The organism is Thioclava sp. 'Guangxiensis' (assembly GCF_045348365.1).
Classification (GTDB): Bacteria; Pseudomonadota; Alphaproteobacteria; order Rhodobacterales; family Rhodobacteraceae; genus Thioclava; species Thioclava kandeliae.
The window spans coordinates 163,017-180,644 of sequence record NZ_CP155825.1; the positions used below are offsets into that span (position 1 = coordinate 163,017).

Annotated in this window: 19 protein-coding genes; 11 read left to right on the forward strand and 8 right to left on the reverse strand. The window is 60.3% G+C overall.

The genetic code is table 11. From position 1 onward, the window contains the following. Window positions 1-1,327: 1,327 nt before the first annotated feature. The 7 genes from ABEB22_RS20925 to ABEB22_RS20955 all read right to left on the reverse strand — a co-directional run bounded on the left by ABEB22_RS20925 (window position 1,328) and on the right by ABEB22_RS20955 (window position 6,850). On the reverse strand, window positions 1,328-1,798 hold the full coding sequence (locus ABEB22_RS20925) for an Lrp/AsnC family transcriptional regulator (RefSeq protein ID WP_349294734.1): 471 nt from the start codon (window positions 1,796-1,798) through the stop codon (window positions 1,328-1,330). Window positions 1,799-1,820: 22 nt separating this feature from the next. Continuing rightward, window positions 1,821-2,540, reverse strand: coding sequence for a sulfate ABC transporter ATP-binding protein (locus ABEB22_RS20930; RefSeq protein WP_349294735.1), 720 nt, complete (start codon window positions 2,538-2,540; stop codon window positions 1,821-1,823). A 23-nt stretch (window positions 2,541-2,563) separates the two neighbouring features. Next, a complete protein-coding gene (cysW, locus tag ABEB22_RS20935) occupies window positions 2,564-3,424 on the reverse strand; it encodes a sulfate ABC transporter permease subunit CysW (RefSeq protein ID WP_349294736.1) in 861 nt (286 codons plus the stop codon). Then, complete coding sequence (cysT, locus tag ABEB22_RS20940) at window positions 3,417-4,253, reverse strand: sulfate ABC transporter permease subunit CysT (protein WP_349294737.1); 837 nt, start codon at window positions 4,251-4,253, stop codon at window positions 3,417-3,419. The genes cysW and cysT overlap by 8 nt, the downstream gene beginning before the upstream one ends. Window positions 4,254-4,255: 2 nt before the next feature. After that, on the reverse strand, window positions 4,256-5,458 hold the full coding sequence (locus ABEB22_RS20945) for a sulfate ABC transporter substrate-binding protein (RefSeq protein WP_349294738.1): 1,203 nt from the start codon (window positions 5,456-5,458) through the stop codon (window positions 4,256-4,258). A 140-nt stretch (window positions 5,459-5,598) separates the two neighbouring features. Further along, window positions 5,599-6,066 carry an Rrf2 family transcriptional regulator gene (locus tag ABEB22_RS20950; RefSeq protein ID WP_349294739.1) on the reverse strand — a complete coding sequence of 156 codons (468 nt, stop codon included), beginning with the start codon at window positions 6,064-6,066 and terminating at the stop codon, window positions 5,599-5,601. 484 nt (window positions 6,067-6,550) lie between these two features. Further along, window positions 6,551-6,850 carry a hypothetical protein gene (locus ABEB22_RS20955; RefSeq protein WP_349294740.1) on the reverse strand — a complete coding sequence of 100 codons (300 nt, stop codon included), beginning with the start codon at window positions 6,848-6,850 and terminating at the stop codon, window positions 6,551-6,553. 1,014 nt (window positions 6,851-7,864) lie between these two features. On the opposite strand from ABEB22_RS20955, the gene ABEB22_RS20960 reads away from it, so the two are divergent. The 10 genes from ABEB22_RS20960 to ABEB22_RS21005 all read left to right on the forward strand — a co-directional run bounded on the left by ABEB22_RS20960 (window position 7,865) and on the right by ABEB22_RS21005 (window position 15,178). Then, window positions 7,865-8,017, forward strand: coding sequence for a hypothetical protein (locus ABEB22_RS20960; protein WP_349294741.1), 153 nt, complete (start codon window positions 7,865-7,867; stop codon window positions 8,015-8,017). Window positions 8,018-8,449: 432 nt separating this feature from the next. Beyond that, window positions 8,450-9,331 (forward strand): zincin-like metallopeptidase domain-containing protein, encoded by an 882-nt coding sequence (locus tag ABEB22_RS20965; protein ID WP_349294742.1) that lies wholly within the window; start codon window positions 8,450-8,452, stop codon window positions 9,329-9,331. Window positions 9,332-9,567: 236 nt separating this feature from the next. After that, window positions 9,568-9,756 carry a hypothetical protein gene (locus ABEB22_RS20970; protein ID WP_349294743.1) on the forward strand — a complete coding sequence of 63 codons (189 nt, stop codon included), beginning with the start codon at window positions 9,568-9,570 and terminating at the stop codon, window positions 9,754-9,756. Beyond that, the gene (locus ABEB22_RS20975) at window positions 9,731-10,471 is read left to right on the forward strand and encodes a ParA family protein (protein WP_349294744.1); all 741 of its coding nucleotides are present in this window, start codon (window positions 9,731-9,733) and stop codon (window positions 10,469-10,471) included. The genes ABEB22_RS20970 and ABEB22_RS20975 overlap by 26 nt, the downstream gene beginning before the upstream one ends. Before the next feature lie 3 nt (window positions 10,472-10,474). After that, the gene (locus tag ABEB22_RS20980; protein ID WP_349294745.1) at window positions 10,475-11,518 is read left to right on the forward strand and encodes a ParB/RepB/Spo0J family partition protein; all 1,044 of its coding nucleotides are present in this window, start codon (window positions 10,475-10,477) and stop codon (window positions 11,516-11,518) included. A gap of 12 nt (window positions 11,519-11,530) precedes the next feature. Beyond that, a complete protein-coding gene (locus ABEB22_RS20985) occupies window positions 11,531-11,818 on the forward strand; it encodes a hypothetical protein (protein WP_349294746.1) in 288 nt (95 codons plus the stop codon). 269 nt (window positions 11,819-12,087) lie between these two features. After that, entirely contained in the window at window positions 12,088-12,618 is a 531-nt protein-coding gene (locus ABEB22_RS20990; protein WP_406871224.1) for a hypothetical protein, read from the forward strand. Further along, window positions 12,615-13,796 carry a relaxase/mobilization nuclease domain-containing protein gene (locus ABEB22_RS20995; RefSeq protein ID WP_349294748.1) on the forward strand — a complete coding sequence of 394 codons (1,182 nt, stop codon included), beginning with the start codon at window positions 12,615-12,617 and terminating at the stop codon, window positions 13,794-13,796. Before ABEB22_RS20990 ends, ABEB22_RS20995 begins: the two co-directional genes overlap by 4 nt. A gap of 333 nt (window positions 13,797-14,129) precedes the next feature. Then, window positions 14,130-14,618, forward strand: coding sequence for an HPP family protein (locus ABEB22_RS21000; RefSeq protein ID WP_349294749.1), 489 nt, complete (start codon window positions 14,130-14,132; stop codon window positions 14,616-14,618). Then, complete coding sequence (locus ABEB22_RS21005; protein WP_349294750.1) at window positions 14,618-15,178, forward strand: TetR/AcrR family transcriptional regulator; 561 nt, start codon at window positions 14,618-14,620, stop codon at window positions 15,176-15,178. The genes ABEB22_RS21000 and ABEB22_RS21005 overlap by 1 nt, the downstream gene beginning before the upstream one ends. A 313-nt stretch (window positions 15,179-15,491) precedes the next feature. Here the strand turns inward: ABEB22_RS21005 and ABEB22_RS21010 are convergent, their stop codons facing one another. Further along, a complete protein-coding gene (locus ABEB22_RS21010; RefSeq protein WP_349294836.1) occupies window positions 15,492-16,877 on the reverse strand; it encodes an IS1182 family transposase in 1,386 nt (461 codons plus the stop codon). Window positions 16,878-16,911: 34 nt separating this feature from the next. Between ABEB22_RS21010 and ABEB22_RS21015 the strand changes: the two genes are divergently transcribed. After that, a complete protein-coding gene (locus ABEB22_RS21015; protein WP_349294837.1) occupies window positions 16,912-17,535 on the forward strand; it encodes a tyrosine-type recombinase/integrase in 624 nt (207 codons plus the stop codon). Window positions 17,536-17,628 lie beyond the last annotated feature (93 nt).

Sequence of the window (17,628 nt, forward strand, 5' to 3'; positions counted from 1 at the left end):
CCTGAGCCAAACTTTAACATCTTGTCTCTATGCGTATGCATGAAGTGTTGTTGAAATATGGCCTTCTTTCGACGGTCGATTGCCAACGCTCGAAATGTCGCGCGGTTTATCTTTGATGGTAGTCGCTGGGACTACCACCTCAAGACGCGGACCAATCAGCCTAGCTAGGTAAAGCGGAGTTCTCACGGTGTTGACGGCTGTCAACACCGTCGTGATGAACCGGTGTATGATGCTTTTAGCAGTCGAAGAGTTGGACGCGTGTGCTCGGTTGTCCCGGGGCAATGAGGCTACGTGGTTTTGAAGAGCCACGCGGGACAAAAGATGAGCATATGTAGTCCGCACCGGAAGCGACGCAAGTCTCCGGTCGAATGCGACAAACGCATGTGCAAACGGAGTAATCGCAACGAGATTATGTTCAGCAGGCACAAGGACTGGGGGTGTGTGGCAACCAGGTACGACCAATGCCCCAAAGCATCTAGCTTTGCCATCGCTGTCGCGGCGGTCGTTATCTACTGGCTGTGAAACTCAACTAATTCAACACATAGTCGATTAGCTTGTGGAGGGCGTGGGTTCTGCTGCAAAAAAGAAGCATGTCGGCCATCTATATTCCGTACGCTGGCTCAATCAGTGCCAGAGAAAGCAAGTCAACGCCTTCGGTGTCTCCGGCGTCATTAGATTGCTACAGTTGACAGCGGTCAACTACCCAGTGCCTTCGTTCGGTTGACGGCTGTCAACCTGATGGGGCATGAATTCATTATTCCGTATTCTGCGTCATCCGACGATCGGCTAGCGCTATGCCTGCGCTGTCGAAGATATAAAGATCCATCTACGATCCGCATACTTCGTTGAATGGGCGGGTGCTAACGTATCTGTTGCCGGGCAATAGGTGAGCGCGATGGATACTCTCACGCGCGGTTCGGCAATCGATAGGAGGCGGACTAACTCTTTGGTCAACATGTGCCGAACCTGTATTTTACTTCGTTTTTTAGATCTTCGTAAGAGCAATGCTCCAGGCCTAGCGAAAATCGGCGTTTAGCCTCGTTCCTTGACGCAAATTATCCGTCACGAAACGCCTAAGCGCGAAAATATTTGGCCATATCAGCTTGAGAAGCTGGTGGCGGGCTAGCGATGTATCCCGTTTGAGTCGTAGCGTCGCGTCTGTCGTCCGCGCAGGCTATGGGCGATCCGCGCGGAGATTTTGGCGGTCTATCGCAGAATTGCCTCATAGCACCTTCGCTAATACCCGGCATCCTTTGGCGTGCATTCAGCAAACGGGGCCTATGCAGTCCATATATTCGCGCGACAACTACTACCCGTATAGTTCGTATCAGGCCGTCGTTACATTAATGGGCCAGCCGCTGCGATGGCGCAGGGTCTCCATTGCGAAGCTCGAGGTGATATTGCGGCAGGGCAGACGGGTGGTGAACTCAAGATAGAACCGGTCGAAGGCCGCTGTATCGGGCAAAACCAGTTTCAGCAGGTAATCGACCGCGCCCGCCATGCGGTAGACTTCGGTGATCTGAGGGAAGTCCTCGATCGTCGCGCGGAAGGTCTCGCGCCATTCCACACTGTGATCGGCGGCCTCCACCCCCATGAAGACAATAAGCCCCAAGCCGATCTTGGCCGGGTCAACCAGCGCTACGCGGCCTGTGATGACACCGGTTGCTTCGAGCTTCTGTAATCGTTTCCATGCGGGTGTCTGGGATAGGCCCACGACTTCGGCTATCTGAGCTACGGGCAATGTCGCGTCGCGCATCATGAGATCAAGGATCTTGCGGTCGATCCGGTCAAGCTGCATCTCTCTCCTCCCTTTGCGGTTGTCAGGCCTGGACAAAGGCACGGACGAAATCGCTGGCGGGGCGGGCGCGGATATCGGCGGGGCGGCCGATCTGCTCGATCCGGCCCATCGACATCACCACCACCAGATCGGCCAGTTCCATTGCTTCGTCCTGATCATGGGTCACGAAGACGGTGGTCAGTCCCGTCGTGTCATGGATCTCGCGCAGGCCCTGCCGCAGATCCTTTCGCACCTGCGCATCAAGTGCCCCGAAAGGTTCATCGAGCAGAAGCATTCGCGGTTCGATCGCCAGCGCGCGGGCCAGCGCCACCCTCTGGCGCTGGCCGCCCGAAAGCTGCGCGGGATAGCGCGTGCCGATATCGGGCAGCTGGATCAGATCCAAGAGGCGGTTAGTCCGCCGCCCGATCTCGGCCTCGGTCGGGCACAGGCGGCGCGGACGGGCGCGCAGCCCATATGCGATATTCTCGAACACGGTCATATGTTTGAAGAGCGCGTAATGCTGGAACACGAAGCCCGCACGGCGGTCCTGTACGCTGAGGCCAGTGGCATCCTGGCCGTCAAACAGCACGCGGCCCGAACTCGGATATTCGAGTCCTGCGAGGATGCGCAAAAGCGTAGTCTTGCCCGAGCCCGATGGCCCCAGCAGCGCCACCATTGCCCCTGAGGGGATGGTCAAAGATACCGGATGCAGCGCGCGCGTTGCGGCGAATTCCTTGGCGATAGCGTCGATTTCGATAAGCATGTGAAAGCCTTTCCTGCAAAGGGTCAATGGCGGCGCGTGGCGGCGGTGAGGCCCGCATAGCGCCATTCGATCAGGGATTTGGCGGCAAGCGTCAGCAGCGCCATCAGGGCAAGCGCCGAGGCCAGTGAAAAGGCCGCAACCGATAGATACTCGTTGTAGAGCATCTCGATCATGACCGGCATGGTCGCGGTCTCACCTCGGATTTTGCCCGAGATCACCGCCACCGCGCCAAACTCGCCCATCGCGCGGGCATTGCATAGCAGCACCCCATAAAGCAGCGCCCAGCGGATGTTGGGGAGGGTCACGGTGAAAAACATCCGCCAGCCCGAGGCCCCGAGCGTCAGCGCGGCCTCTTCCTCGGCGCGGCCCTGTTCCATCATTACGGGGATCAGCTCGCGGGCGACAAAGGGGAATGTGATGAACAACGTGGCCAGCACGATGCCCGGCAGCGCGAAGATCACCTTCATATCATGGGCGATCAGCCATGACCCCAGCGTGGAATGCGCGCCGAAGACCAGCACCAGCGCCAGCCCCGCCACCACCGGCGAGATGGAGAAGGGCAGGTCGATCAGCGTCATCAAGAGCGCCTTGCCGCGGAAGTCGAATTTGGTGATCACCCATGCGGCGGCGATCCCGATCACTGCGTTGACCGGCACCGAGATCGCGCAGACGATCAGCGTGAGCCGCAGTGCCGAGGCCGCATCGGGGGAGGTCAGGCTGGACAGCGCCGCAGTGATCCCCTCGGCCAGAGCCTCGATAAAGACGATGACCAGCGGCGCGAAGAGAAATATCGCCGTCAGGGTGACGGTGCCCGCGATCATCAGCCCCCGCGCCAGACGGGGTTCTGTGGTGACGGAAGGGGTGCGGGACAGGGTGTCAGACATTGCCGGTTCTCCCTCGGCTCCAGACATGCAGAAGATTGATGAGCAAAAGCATCGTGAACGAGATCACCAGCATGGCGATACCGATCGCGCTCGCTGCGTCATAGTTGAACTCTTCGAGCCGGATCACGATCAGGAGCGGCGCAATCTCGGTTTTGAAGGGCAGGTTGCCGGCGATGAAGATGACCGAGCCATATTCCCCCACCCCCCGCGCCAATGCCAGCGCGAAGCCCGTCAACAGGGCGGGCGCCAGCGTGGGCAGGATGATCCGGCGCAGCGTATAGGGGCGGCGCGCACCAAGGGTGGCGCTGGCTTCCTCGAGCTCGGCATCGATTTCCTCGATCACCGGCTGCACCGTGCGCACCACGAAGGGCAGGCCGATGAAGACCAGTGCCAGCCAGATGCCGATCGGACCATAGGCGATCTTAATCCCGAGTGGCGCAAGCACCGATCCGAAAGGCCCGTTTGGCGCGTAAAGGGCGGTCAGAGCGATGCCCGCCACGGCGGTGGGCAGCGCGAAGGGCAGGTCTACCGCCGCATCTATCAGCCGCCGCCCGGCAAATCGGTAGCGCACCAGTACCCATGCCAGAGCCGCGCCGAAGACAAGGTTGAACGCTGCGGCAAGGAAGGCCATTCCGAAGGACAGGCCAAGGGCGGCCCGCACGCGCGGGCCGCTGACCACAGACCAGATCTCGGCGGGGCCGATCGCCGCGCCATGACCCAGCAGGGTCACGATCGGCACCAGTACCACGATCGACAGCGCGGCGATCAGAAGACCGAAGGCTGGCCTAAAACCGGGCAGGGGGGAGGGGCTGCGGGACAGGAGCGCCATGGTCACTGTGCCCCGTAGATCTGGTCGAAGATCCCGCCATCGCCGAAGAATTCGGGCTGCACCTTTTCCCAGCCGCCGAATTGGTCGATGGAGACGCGGTCAAGCTCGGGGAAGCGAGCGATATCTTCGGGCGCGGCCTGCGACAGATCCCATGCGCGGTAGTAGTTTTTAAGTGCGAGCGCCTGTGCCTCGGGTGAGTAGAGATGGGTCAGATAGGCTTCGGCCGTCTCGCGCTGCGCCTCCGAAGTGATATTGCCATCGACCAGCGCCACCGGCGGCTCGGCCAGAATGGAGACCGACGGCACCACGATCTCGAACGCATCCTCGCCCTGTTCGGCCAGCGCGAGAAACGCCTCGTTCTCCCATGCCAGCAGTACATCGCCCAGACCGCGCTTGACGAATGTGTTGGTCGCCCCGCGCGCACCGGTATCGAGCACTGGCACATGGGCGAAGAGGTCCGCCAGATAGGCGCGCGATTTCGCCTCGTCGCCGCCGAATTCCTTTTGTGCCCATGCCCATGCCGCCATCACATTCCACCGCGCACCGCCGGAGGTCTTGGGATTGGGAGTGATGACCGAGACATCGTCGCGTACCAGATCGGCCCAGTCCTTGATGCCTTTGGGGTTATCCTTGCGCACAAGGAACACGATGGTCGAGCTGTAGGGCGCAGCCTGATGCGGCAGGCGCGATTGCCAGTCGGCGGGGATTTTACCGGTCTTTTCCGCGATGGCCGAGACATCGGGTGCCAGCGCCAGCGTGACCACTGTGGCTTCGAGCCCGTCAATCACCGCTCGGGCCTGCCCGCCCGATCCTCCATGCGACTGGCGCAGATTGGCCGCATCATGGCCCTGTGAAACCCACCAGTCATTGAACAGGATATTGTAATCCTTGTAGAATTCCCGCGTCGGGTCATAGGAGACATTGAGAATATCAATACTTTCGGCATGTAGGGGCGCCGGTGTGGAAAGGGCCAGACCCGCGCCGAGTGCCGCGATTCCGAGTGCCCCGATATAGCCCCGCGCTACAGCACGGCGGAACGCTCCGATAAAGGAGAGGCCCTCTGCGGTCCTTGGGCTGGGGCCGGTCACAGCAAGCCCCGAGACGCGGGCATTGCCGGTGTCGATCTCGATCCGGCCATTGCCAAGCGAGCGGATGAACGTGCCTTGCGCCAGAACATGGCTGCCGATCTGGATGGTCCTGAGCATGTGATGTCCTTTGCTTACCCTGTTGAACCCTCGTGCCAGAAGCGGTGAAGCTTCACGCCTCATGACACGACTATTACGACAGAGTTACTCGTGATTTGCAAAGGAAAAATCACGTCTATTTTTATCGTGATTAAAGAAGATTATTCTCCGGTAGGGGAGGGGGGAAGGCAAAAGCCCTCCAGCTTGCTCTGATCGGCCATCAGATCGGCGATGGTCAGCGATTCGACCATCAGCACATAGCTGGCATAAAGCGCGCCGAAAACCGCCCGCACACGGCAGGCTTTCTCATCGGGGCAATCCTCGCAGGGCTGGTAGGCATTGCGTGAAAGGCACGGCAGCGGCGCCATCGGACCGTCGATCAGCCGCAGGATTTCTGCCAGTGACACTGTCGCGGGCTGTTTGATCAGTTCGTAGCCGCCATGGCGGCCGCGTTTGCTACCGATCAGTCCTGCGCGCTTCAGATCCAGGAGGATATGCTCCAGGAACCGTTTCGGCGCACCCGAACGTTCCGCGATCTCCTCGATGCGCAACGCCTTGGCATCGCCGGCCTTCTCGTCGGCCATCACCATTAAAGACTTCAGCGCATATTTCGTCTTTTGCGTGATCATTGGGATGCCTCGCATATATTACGATTTCTCCGATCAGGATTTACAGGAAAACATCCCGGAAGGAAATTTCGAATATCCTTCAAAACGGGTATGTCAGGCTCTCACGGATAGGACCGGAGGCGAGGATCTGCGCCTGAATGTCGTACATATTTACAGTTCATTATAACCGTAACTTCGCGCATGTCGGAATGCGTCGAGGTCCATAAGGACCAAGCCACGATATTCACATAGCGATCATTTTTGGCGGTCAGCGCAGATACAAGGGCTATTGTTCCGCACCCAAGAAGCAGGTGCCAGGCGTCCGGAGTTCGTCACACAGGCATCCCGATCTAATCAACCTAAAATTTATCCTTCCGACCCTTTTCAACTCCGATGAGTTGAAAAGGGCGGCGAAGTTGAAAAGTATATTCGGGGACGAGACCACTCGCGCGGGTGCCGCTGTCGCGGCGAAATGGCCTCATACGAGGCCGTTCCAATCCGGGAGTTAATGGCTCGTGGGCATCGGAACGATCAGAACATCCTCATCCGGGCACATCTGGCTGTGATACTGGATCATGGCGTCGGCCGAGCGGAAGTGCTTGTGCTCGCCAGACGATGATGTGAACACCGGCTCTTCCGTCTCGTCGGGAAAGACGCCCATGACGACCCAGACGGTTTTTCCGTTCGAAGGGTCTTTATGGGGTTCGTAGCGCAGGCGGCCCCCGCGTTTGATGAACTGGCGTACCCTGTTGCCTAGCAGTAGGGCGCGCTTCGGTTGTCGGACAGCCTCGCTCGATTGGACCATTTATATCTCCTTCTTGGTTCATCTGCGTCAAGCCACAGATTGAGTGACCGGCGGCGCAACGGGTCGTGTCGGCTTGCCGCTTGGAAAGAAGCGGTTGGCTGGGAACGTCATGCTGGCTCGGGAGTAAGGAGCCCATGACGCCGGTCTTCGCGGCCTCACTGAGACAGACGCGAAAAGCGGTCATCGTGGACATGCACCACTATGAACCACGCGTGGACGTGCTACTGTAAAACAGCCTGTAGTTGCACCTAGGTATTCGCTGGTTGCGCGGAAAAATGCCAATCAAACTCATATCAAGACCCTGAAAATATGAAATTTTTTGAATATGTCCCAGCCATTTTTAAAGGCTGAGATTCAGCTTTTACGCGTATTCCACTTTGGGATAGCGCATTGCGAATACGATCCGAAACCAAATTTTCTCCAAGCCGACCTGCGACGGGCGGTTGGGGGGCGAGCGGTTTTCCAGCCTGGAATGGAGTGACCTTGGGAGCGGAGTTTCAGGCCGGAGCAGGCCCCGAACGAGACCCCAAGTATCGAGAGAGGGGCCTGTGGGAAACCGCGGCGGGACGTTGGGTCTGGGCGAATCCCGCGCGGGCGCGGGAGCGCGTGCCGAGGTTCCGGCCGGCGGTGCCGTCCTCCACCCCGAGCCGGACACCCCCGTGCTCCCTTCGACCAAGAGAGCTGCGGTCTGTCTCTCCGAGCCAGCCCTTAGCGCGGCCGAATGGTCGCTCAGCGGCCTCCGTCTCGGCCAGAGGTCTGGCCCGCATTTCGCGATCGGTTCGGGGTGGCGCAGCGCAGGAAAGAACGCGCAGGTTCGGGCATCCGTCAGTGTGCGAAAGCGCCTTCGCGGTGTGGCGATTTGATTGAGAGAGCGTGCGCCGGCCACGTCCCGGTGCAAGGGCAGGCCCTTCTTCACTGCGCTGCGCTTCGTTGCGACCGCAGGCGGTGCACCCGTCCGATCTGAGCCGTCGCGGTGATCTCCCGAAATCGTCCAACACCGAAAGGAGCACCACAATGAACAAGATCATCGGCCGTCTGCGCTCAATCCTGCGAAGCCTCGCCACAAAAGCGAACCTCAAGATCTCCGTTGCGCTCAGCGTCCCCGGCTTTCTGAAGGTCGAGGTCAGCTACTCGCGCAACCTCGATCGGCCACCAGAGGAGGGCTGACGGCCCCTGGGGCGAGCGTCGGCCCCTGCCCTTTTCATAAAGATCAGAAGAGACCCGCGTAGCTTGCGCGGGTCAGATCCAATCAGAGGTCAGACCAGGGGATCGACGGGCTACGCCCGCTCACCCCCGCCCTGGCATTTTTTCTCTTTCTTGGTCCGCCCAACAGACCTGACCCGGAAAGTCAAAAGACAAGCGCCGCGCAGGCGCGTCGTCTCCGACGAAGCCGTGTCCTCGGCCTTCGGCCTGCGGGCCGCACCAACCTCGTCTCCGATCCTTTGACTGTCCGGTTCAGGCCCGTGGGTCGGGCTTCGCCCTCCCCCACTCTGTTCCGCCGAAAACATGCGTTTTCGGTCGGATCAGGTGGCCGAGGCGCAGCCCATCGGCGGAAGGATGGCGCCCAGCCTCCCCGTCTCACTTTGAAGGAGGCCACAAATGGCAAAATCGGATTTCGACATCTACCAGCACGTCACCAACCAGATCATCGAGGCGATGGAAGCGGGCGTTTCGCCGTGGCGCAAGCCTTGGTCCGGCGGGGAGCAAGGCGTATCGTTCCCGCTGCGGTCGAATGGCGAACCGTATCGCGGGATCAATGTTCTGATGCTGTGGCTTGCAGCCCATGCCAATGGGTTCGGGTCGGCGCATTGGTTCACCTTCAAGCAGGCGAAGGAGTTGGGCGCGCATGTGCGCAAGGGCCAAAAGTCGTCGACCGTGGTGAAATACGGGACCGTCGAGCGGGAGAATGAAGATGGCGAGGCGGTCGCGATCCCCTATGCCCGCGCCTATCGTGTTTTCAACGCCGACCAGATCGAGGGCTTGCCGGAAGACTTCTACCGCCGCCCTGAGGCGCAGGAGGATCTTGGCACCCAGCCCCTGCCGGAGGTCGATGCGTTTTTCCAAGCGGTCGGGGCCAAAGTTACGCATGGCGGTGCAAGGGCGTGTTACATCCCGGCGGAGGATCGGATCCAGATGCCGCCTGTGTCCGCGTTCATTTCCGCGCAGCACTACACGGCGACGCTCTGCCACGAGGTCACCCATTGGACCGGTCATCGGTCGCGGCTGGACCGCTTCAAGGTCGGTAGCGCCAAGGCCGACTATGCCCGCGAGGAGCTGATAGCCGAAATCGGCAGCTGCTTCCTTGGCGCGCGCATTGGCGTCGAGCCGACCATCGACGAGGCGGCATCCTATCTCGAGAGCTGGCTCGCAGTGTTGAAAGAGGACAAGCGGGCGATCTTCAAGGCCGCGAGCGCCGCGCAGAAGGCCGCGGACTTTGTTCTGGAAGCCGCCGCCGCCGGCGGGGCTCTACGCGCCGCCTGAGCGGATCGGCAAGACTTCGCGAGGGGGCCGCATTTGCGGGCCCCATCTGTTTGAAGTCCATATATATGTATGATTCTATGGACGCCGCTATAGGCACGCGGCCTGGCCTTGGGGAAAAATTTGCCGCACCGAGACCGATGTCTCGCCGCGGCGGCCTGTGGCCGAGGTCAGTCGTCCTGCATCAGGGTGCCGCGCATATGTTAGCCGAATTCCGACTGCGTTTTGCGGAGAGGTCGATGCGCAATCCAACACGCATGTTTTCCATGAATATGCCCGTCGACGTGCATCGCGCCCTGAAGCGCGAGGCTTTCGAGCGAGAAACGACAATGGGCGAGATCGTCCTCACGGCGCTTGAGCAATGGGGTATCGGCCCGAAGACCGACGAGAAAGGAGCAGACCGTGAAGACGATCGTCATCGCGAATAACAAGGGCGGCGTCGGCAAGACCACCGTGGCGAGCCAGATTGCCTTTTACCTTGGTCGCGCAGGCTATTCGGTGATCGCCATCGATCTGGACGGGCAGCGCAACCTGACCAGTGCCATGGATGGCGCACGGGTCGTCGGAAACGCGTTGCAGATGCTCGAGGGTGGCGAAGCGCCGAGCCTTTCCGTCGATCCTGGCGAGGTCGTCCTGATCGAAGGAGACCGCGACGTGCCTGTCAGCTCGGACGATGCGGTGCTGCAAAGCACCGTGGCGGCGCTGGACGGGTTGGAGGGGGCGGACTTCTGCATCGTGGACACGCCGCCGACATTCTCGGCGCTGGTCTACGGCGCGCTTTTGACGGCGGACTTCATGTTGTCGCCCATCGAGCTGAAACGGTTTTCACTCGATGGTGTCGAGGGCGTACTGAAAGCCTTCGTGCAGGTGCAGGAGATCAACGAAGGCATCCAGTTCCTGGGCCTGCTGCCGTCGCGCTTCGACGCCGTGAAAAAGAACGAGCGCGAGACCCTGCTCGCGGTTGCGGAGTCCTATTCCAACCTTCTGGTGCCACACGCCATCCGGAACCGCGTCGGGTACGAGGCGGCAGAGGCGGAAGGGATCCCGGTGTTCGAAGTATCGACCGCCAGCGGCAAGGAGGCTGCAGCGGAGTTCGGCGCCTTCTTCGATTGGTTCATCGAGGCTATTGAGAAGGAGGATTAAGCGATGACCGAGAAGAAGTTTGGCAGCACGATGCAGACGCTGGAGCGGCTCAAAAAGAGCGGCGATCTGTCGGCCCTGACGCGGAAGAATAAACCGGTGCAGGTAGGACAGCGCGATATCCCGCTCGACGACATCGTGCCGGACCCCGAGCAGCCCCGTCGGCATTTCGACAAGGATCTATTGACCTCGCTGGCGGACAGCATTCGGAGCCAAGGGGTGCTTCAGGCGATCACAGTGCGGCCCGCCGATGATGCCGGAAAGCACATGCTGATCATGGGCGAGCGGCGCTTCCAGGCCGCGAGGCAGGCGGGAATGACCAGAATCCCCGCCGTTGTTCGCGAGATGACGGACGCGCTGCGCATGGCGCAGTTGACCGAGAACGTGCAGCGGGCCGACCTGACGACTCTGGAAGTGGCTGAGGCCGTTGCCGCGATGCGTGCAGCGGGCCAGTCGCGCAGTGCGATCGCCGAGGCGCTTGGCTGGAACGAAGGCGAGGTGTCGCGCTTCGCCGCCCTGGCCAAGATGCCGGAGGCGTTGCGAGACGCAGCCGCGTGGAACGCTCCGATCCGCGCGCTGTCGGATCTGAACGCACTTTGGAAGAAGGACGAAGCCGCCGTTCGGCAGTTTCTCGGAGAGACCGAGGCGGGTGATATTTCTCGCGTAACCGTCGAGCGCCTGCGGGCGGAGATCGAAGGTAAACAGGCCGCGTACGACGTGTATTCCGCCGCACCGCTTGCACCCGAAGGTCCTCAGACGGAAAGTCCGAGGGATTCCTCCAATGTAAGCCTTGAGATGGCGGAAGCGGTAGGGCAGGGGAGCGCGCCAGGTGACGCGCTTGCGACTACTATTCGGACAGTTGCCCGGCGGCCGCCAAGCACTGTTTCGCCGCCCGCCCTCTTGGTCCGTCATGAAGGACGGCTTGGTCGGGCCTTGCTCGACCAGCACGCCTCGAACACCAAGTCGGTGCTCATTCGGCTTGAGGAAGATAACCAGATAGAAGAAGTGCCCTTGGCCGATCTCGAGCTGGTCGAATTGCTGCGGGGGTAAGGAGGGAGAGAGATGCTGAAGATCGCGTTTTGGAACGCTTTGCTGCTGATCCGCACGCCGGTGCAGGCAGTTCTCACGGTGCTGATGGTGTTACATCTGGCGGCCGCTGTCGCGGGGACAGTGATGATCTTCACCGGCTACGGCGTTGATGCCATCGATCAGTTCCCGTTCGTCTACCGGATCATCGCACCGGTTCTGATGGGAGGTGTTTTTGTCATCTTGAGCGCCATGCCATATTATCTCGATAGCCTCCTCTTCCGCGTCACGCCGCGCAATCGGATGCTCTTCCTTTGGGGCTAGCGCTCGGAAAGGCAGATCAAACAGATCAAAACGTACCGCCATCGGACGGTGCGCTTTTCGTTAGGTCCAGGGGCTGAGCATCCATCATCGAAGCGGTCCGACCCTACATCTCACCATCGCGGCGGTATCTCGCCCAGCCGTGATGGCGTGCGCGGAAAACGTGGTCCCGGACCACGTTTTGGGTTAGGGTAGTTTCTAATGCAGGATAGGCTAAGCGCCAGCAAGTAATGTACTTTTGAGTTATGATGCCAACGAAGAAGAAAGCTGCAATGGCCTACTTACCGCCCGATCGCCATGCCCAGCTGGCGGCCTTGGCGGCATCAGAAGGGCAAACGGTGTCGGTCCTTTTGGGGCGGCTGATCAATCTGGCGCTGGATGGGGATGAGGTCGCGCCACCGCCCAGCCGTCCGACTTCGCGCGCGCGGCGGGAGGGCAAGGTGACGGTGCGACTGCCTACCGATGTGCGGCAGGATCTGGAGGAAGAGGCGCGGTCCCAAGGTGTCACAGCATCGACCTGGGCAGCGGTTCTGCTGTCGGCCAGGATGCGAAACGCACCGCAAATGGTGTCGGGAGAGAGGCGGGGAGTCCGTGCCGCCTATCGCCAGCTTCGCGGCTTGGCAGTTAATGCGAACCAGATTGCCTATGCGCTGAACCGAGGTGTCCTGACGGGTGCAGGGGCAGATTTGACAAAGGCTGAAGTCGAGGGCTTGCGCCAAGACGTCGCCACGCTGCGTATGGCACTCAGCGTTTATGCGGAGGGCCGCTATCAGTTCCAGTCCGAGAAAGAAGTTCAGTCATGAGCGATTTCAAATCTGAGCTGGGGTTCCAGGATTGTTGGGATTCAGAGGCCAACAGAAAGCTGAATAAGCCGGCTGGGGGATCGGTCGACAGTGGGGGCAGGAAGCGCAAGGCTGGGGCCCAGGATGCGGATCGTTCAACTGCGCAGGCACAGACGATCTCGGCGGCAGATAAGGCGCGGCTGGCCCGTGTCGTTAAGGGTGTGCCGGAGGTCATGGTGAAGGTGTCCAAACCCGCCAAGAACGACAAGTCCGGCAATCCGATCAAGGTCAGCCGAGCTTCAGAAACGGTCAGGGCCTCGGAGCATCTCGCCTACATCAGCCGAAACGGAAAGATCGAGGTCGAGAACGATCGCGGGGAGGTCTTCAACGGACGAACGCAGGTTGGTACGATCTATCGCGAGTGGATGGAGAAGCACGACGAGGATCGCCGTGAAGGCTCGGCGACTGACCGGACCAGGATCACGATCAGCATCGTGTTTTCGATGCCCGGCGTGGTAAACGCGGAAGCGGTGAAAGACGCGGTCCGTGCTCTGGCAAGGCAGGAGTTCCAGGGGCGGCACGACTACGCGATGGCCCTGCACACTGATACGCATCACCCCCATGTGCACCTGACGCTGCGCACCGTTGGCGAGGATGGTCAGAAGCTGAACCTGCGGAAAGCCGATCTGCAACACCTACGAGATAGGTTCGCCGAGAAACTAAGGACGCGCGGGATCGAGGCGGAATCCACCCCCCGCCATGCCCGAGGTGTAACGCGTCGTGGAGAGGTTACGCCGGTCTACAAGATCCGGCAACGGGGCGGTAAGCCTTTGGCCGATTCCCGGAAGATGCGCCAGGTCCGGCGCGATCTCGAAGACAACGGCGGGCGCCTGTCGCAGAAGGCATGGGATGACGCGTTGATTGCGCGGCGCAGCAGGGTGATGGCGACCTATGACCAAGCCGCGATGATCTTGGCTGGCTCAGTTGACCCGAAGGACCGTGACTTGGCGCGGGAAACTAAACAGTTCGCAGCGCGACTGACTGAGACGACGACGCAACGTGCTGAGATGGCCCGGTTTTTGGCAGGGCATAGTGCCACGCGCTCTGTTCCGCACGGACGTGCAAGCGCGGTCAATAGTCCAGAGCGTGAGCAGGATCTGTCGAAGGGGAGCCCTGACAAGGGCGGTCGTCAACGATAAATGCTGTTCAGATGTGTGAGGGCCAAAGCCCTTCAACGGCCTCGATAACTTCAAAACCAGCCATTCAAGCGATCTGCGGTGACTAGCTGACGCAGCATTTTTTCAGGTGTAGAGAATCCGCACCGGAAACTCGGCCCTATCCGGACATTCATCGGGCCGATCTACGCGGTGATGTAGTCCACTGAACCAGCCATTCTGGCACTGTGCAGCACGACTCGGTTGCTCGCCGTCAGCAATGCGGACGAAGCTGCCCTTCGATCGCAGCCATTGACTGTTCTGGCGCCAGGTTGTACCGATCATTACACTGTGATACAATCGGTACAGGAGTGACCCATGAATCAGTATTTCACGCGCAGCCTTCCGAAGCCCGGTCCCAAGCTCGTGCTTCTGGCCGGGCTTGGCGGGCTGGTGGCAATCGCGTGCCTCCGCCTCATGACCGATAGCGCGCATCTATCGCTTATCATGGCCCCGTTCGGTGCAAGCTGCGTCCTTCTCTTCGCGGTGCCGGGAAGCCCGTTGTCCCAGCCTACCAACGTGGTTGGTGGCCATTTCATCGCAACGCTGGTCGGCCTGCTTCTACGTCTTTGGCTTCCCGATGTATGGTGGGCTCTCGCGCTGGCGGTCGGCCTAGCAATCGCGGCCATGGTGGCGCTGCGGGTGACCCACCCACCAGCTGGGGCCGATCCTTTGGTGGTCTTCGCGACCGATCCGGGGTTCGGCTTCCTCATTCTGCCCGTCCTCTCAGGCTCCTTACTCTTGGTGATCTTTGCCGTGGCTTATCATCGACTGAGCGGACAGTCTTATCCGCGGGCCGGAAGCTGATGCCCAGAACCGTCGCCGAAAAAGCGGACGTGATCCCCCCACTTGCAGAAGTTTTCCGCCAACATGGATACGAAGGGGCGAGTATCGGCATCATCTCCAACCGCACCGGGCTTGGACGGGGTAGCCTTTATCACTTCTTTCCCGGTGGAAAGGAGGATATGGCGAACGCCGTCCTCGCGCATGTCTCTGAATGGTTCGAGGCGAACATCTTCAATCCGCTGGAAACGTTGCCCCCGCACGAGGCGATCGGCCACATGCTTGATGCCGTGTCCGCTTATTTCGACGGCGGTGAGCGGATATGCTTGGTCGGTGCATTCGCCCTCGACCAAACCCGCGATCGTTTCGCCGTCGATATCAGGATGTATTTTGCGCGATGGATTACATCGCTTGAGTCTTGTCTGGAACGGTTGGACCCGCCGGTGCCTAGTGCGGCCGACGACGCACGCCGGATCGTCGCGACCATCCAAGGTGGGATCGTTCTTGCGCGTGCGTCGGGAGAGGCCAGTACCTTTTACGCCCTGATCGAGGGAATGCGGCCGAAGACCGAAGCGGTTCTGTGACTGGTTCGGGCTCAAACCGGACTTGCGGCAATGCGGCGTGCTGTGTTCGACATGATCGCCTCTAAGCGCGGCGAGCGTGCTATGATCGGGTATCGGCAAGCTGCCGAGGGCGTGGTGGATAGGAGGAACCACTATGCCAACTACAAACCTGCCTGCCATCCGTGCATGTCGCCCAGCTTGGAACAAGGGGCGGATGTTGTTGAAAAAGTCGGTCGAAATCGCCGATTTTGAGGCTCGCCGCCGCCGGGCAAGGCTATTGCGTTCGGGCGATCGCCCGTCGACCCGCCTCAAGGCGGTAATATGGCCGCTCAGCTCATGCTGCGGCCTCCTGTCGGACGCTTCGCGGGCGGAGCTTCGCGAGTTTTCGGAGGTTCTGGGCGATGGCGGCAAGCAGGAATTCGTCCTTGGCGCCGTTTGGCCCACGGAGCCGCAGCCGTGTCAGGCCAAGGATGCGCTTGAGGTGCGCGAAGAGCATCTCGACCTTCTTCCGTTTGTCGCGCGACACTTTGTAGGCCTTGGTCTTGCGGCATTCTCTGGCGAATTCGCGCGCCTCTTCATGGGGCTCGCGCGTGACATATCGCGCATCGGCTTTCGGGCAACAGATCTCTTTGGATAGGCAGGCTTGGCAGGTTGCCTTCAAGCACCGGTATTTCTTTCGTCCGCCGGTATCCTGACCCCGGTTCGGATCGGAATAGTTGCGTCTGAACTGTTTGAGGGCATGGCCTTCAGGGCAGATATACTGATCATTCTTCTCGTCCCACTGGAAGTCCGAGCGGGAGAACGTGCCGTCGGTCCGTTCCGACTTATCGATCACCGGGATGAAGGGAATGATGCTGCGCTTCTCGACCAGCCAGCCCAGGTTCTCGGCATTGCCGTAGGCGGTATCGGCGGCCAGCCAATCCGGTTTGACACCAAAGCGTTTTTCGGTCCTGTCCAGCATCGTGCGCGCAGCTCCGACCTCGGCCTGGCGGATCGCCCTTGTCGCCTCGACATCCATGATCACCGAGCTCTTGGTGTCGATCAGGTAGTTGGTGGCATAGGCGAAGTAGGGGCGGCTCTCCTCCGCACGGGTCCATTGCGCTGCCGGATCAGACTTGGCGACGAACTTGGGTTGCACAGGAGAGGCCGCACCAAAAGCGGCGTCATCCAGTGTCTCCAGATATTCCCGTGCCGCCCTGTTGCCAGCGTCCCGCGCGACCTCGGGGCTCCAGTCTTCCGCCGCGACGGACCGGACCTTATTGGCATCCGCCGGGATAAGGCTGGCATCGACTGCGAAGCCTTCGCCCGACACCAGGTCCTCCTTCAGGCAGCGTTCAACGGTTGCCTCGAAAACCTGCCGCAGCAAGCCACTTTCCCTGAACTTGCCATGGCGATAGCAGGAGAAGGTCGAGTGATCCGGGACATTGCCTTCCAACCCCAACCGGCAGAACCAGCGATAGGCCAAGTTCAGGTGAACCTCATCACAGAGCCGGCGCTCCGAACGGATCCCCATGACATACCCGATCACCAGCATCCGGATGATCAGTTCCGGATCGATCGAGGGGCGACCAAGATGGCTGTAGAATGGGCGCAGCGCCTCGCGCAGAGTGTCACCATTCAGGAACAGGTCGATCTCGCGCAGCATATGATTGGCCGGGACGTGCCGCTCCAGATCGAAATCGTAAAACAGCTGCGCCGGTGCTTCTTGCCTGCCCATCATGACGAAATCCTCCAATCTCCTCATAGTCGAGTGAATCGAAAGACTTGCCGCAGCGCAACAAAGACTTTTTCAACAGCATCGGCGGATCGTCGGCCAGAAGCGACCGCTTGCGCCGAAACACGTATGGGCGATCCGGGTTCGCCTCGAGATCGCACAGAAGATCCGAGAGCTGGCGCTTTTCAATCTCGCCATCGATAGCAAATTGCGGGGCTGCGGCCTGGTAAAACTAAAGGTCGTTGATGTCTATGCGGCCGGACAGGTCAAGCATCGCACTTCGATCGTCCAGAGCAAGACCCGCAAGCCGGTCAGCTTCGAGATTACCGAGGGGACAAGAAGGACTATCGCGGCTTGGCTCGAGGATCCCTTGATGATCGGATCGGAACATTTGTGGCCAGGCCGCTTCCACGAGCGCCTTCATATTTCCACGAGGCAATACGCCCGTCTGGTGCGTGAATGGGTGACCTCAATCGGCCTAGAGCCGAGCGCATATGGCACCCACTCCATGCGGCGGACCAAGGTGGCGCAGATATACCGCAAAACCGGCAACCTGCGCGCGGTTCAGCTTTTGTTGGGCCATACGAAAATGGATAGCACGGTGCGCTATCTCGGTGTTGAGCTCGAAGATGCGCTGACCATCGCGGAGGCGGTAGAAATCTGAAGACATTGGGCCGTCGTAACAGACGGCCCTCTGCGGACCTTTGTTTCGCCGACGAACGCCGCAGCGCGGCATCATCAGACCGGACTTTCGCTG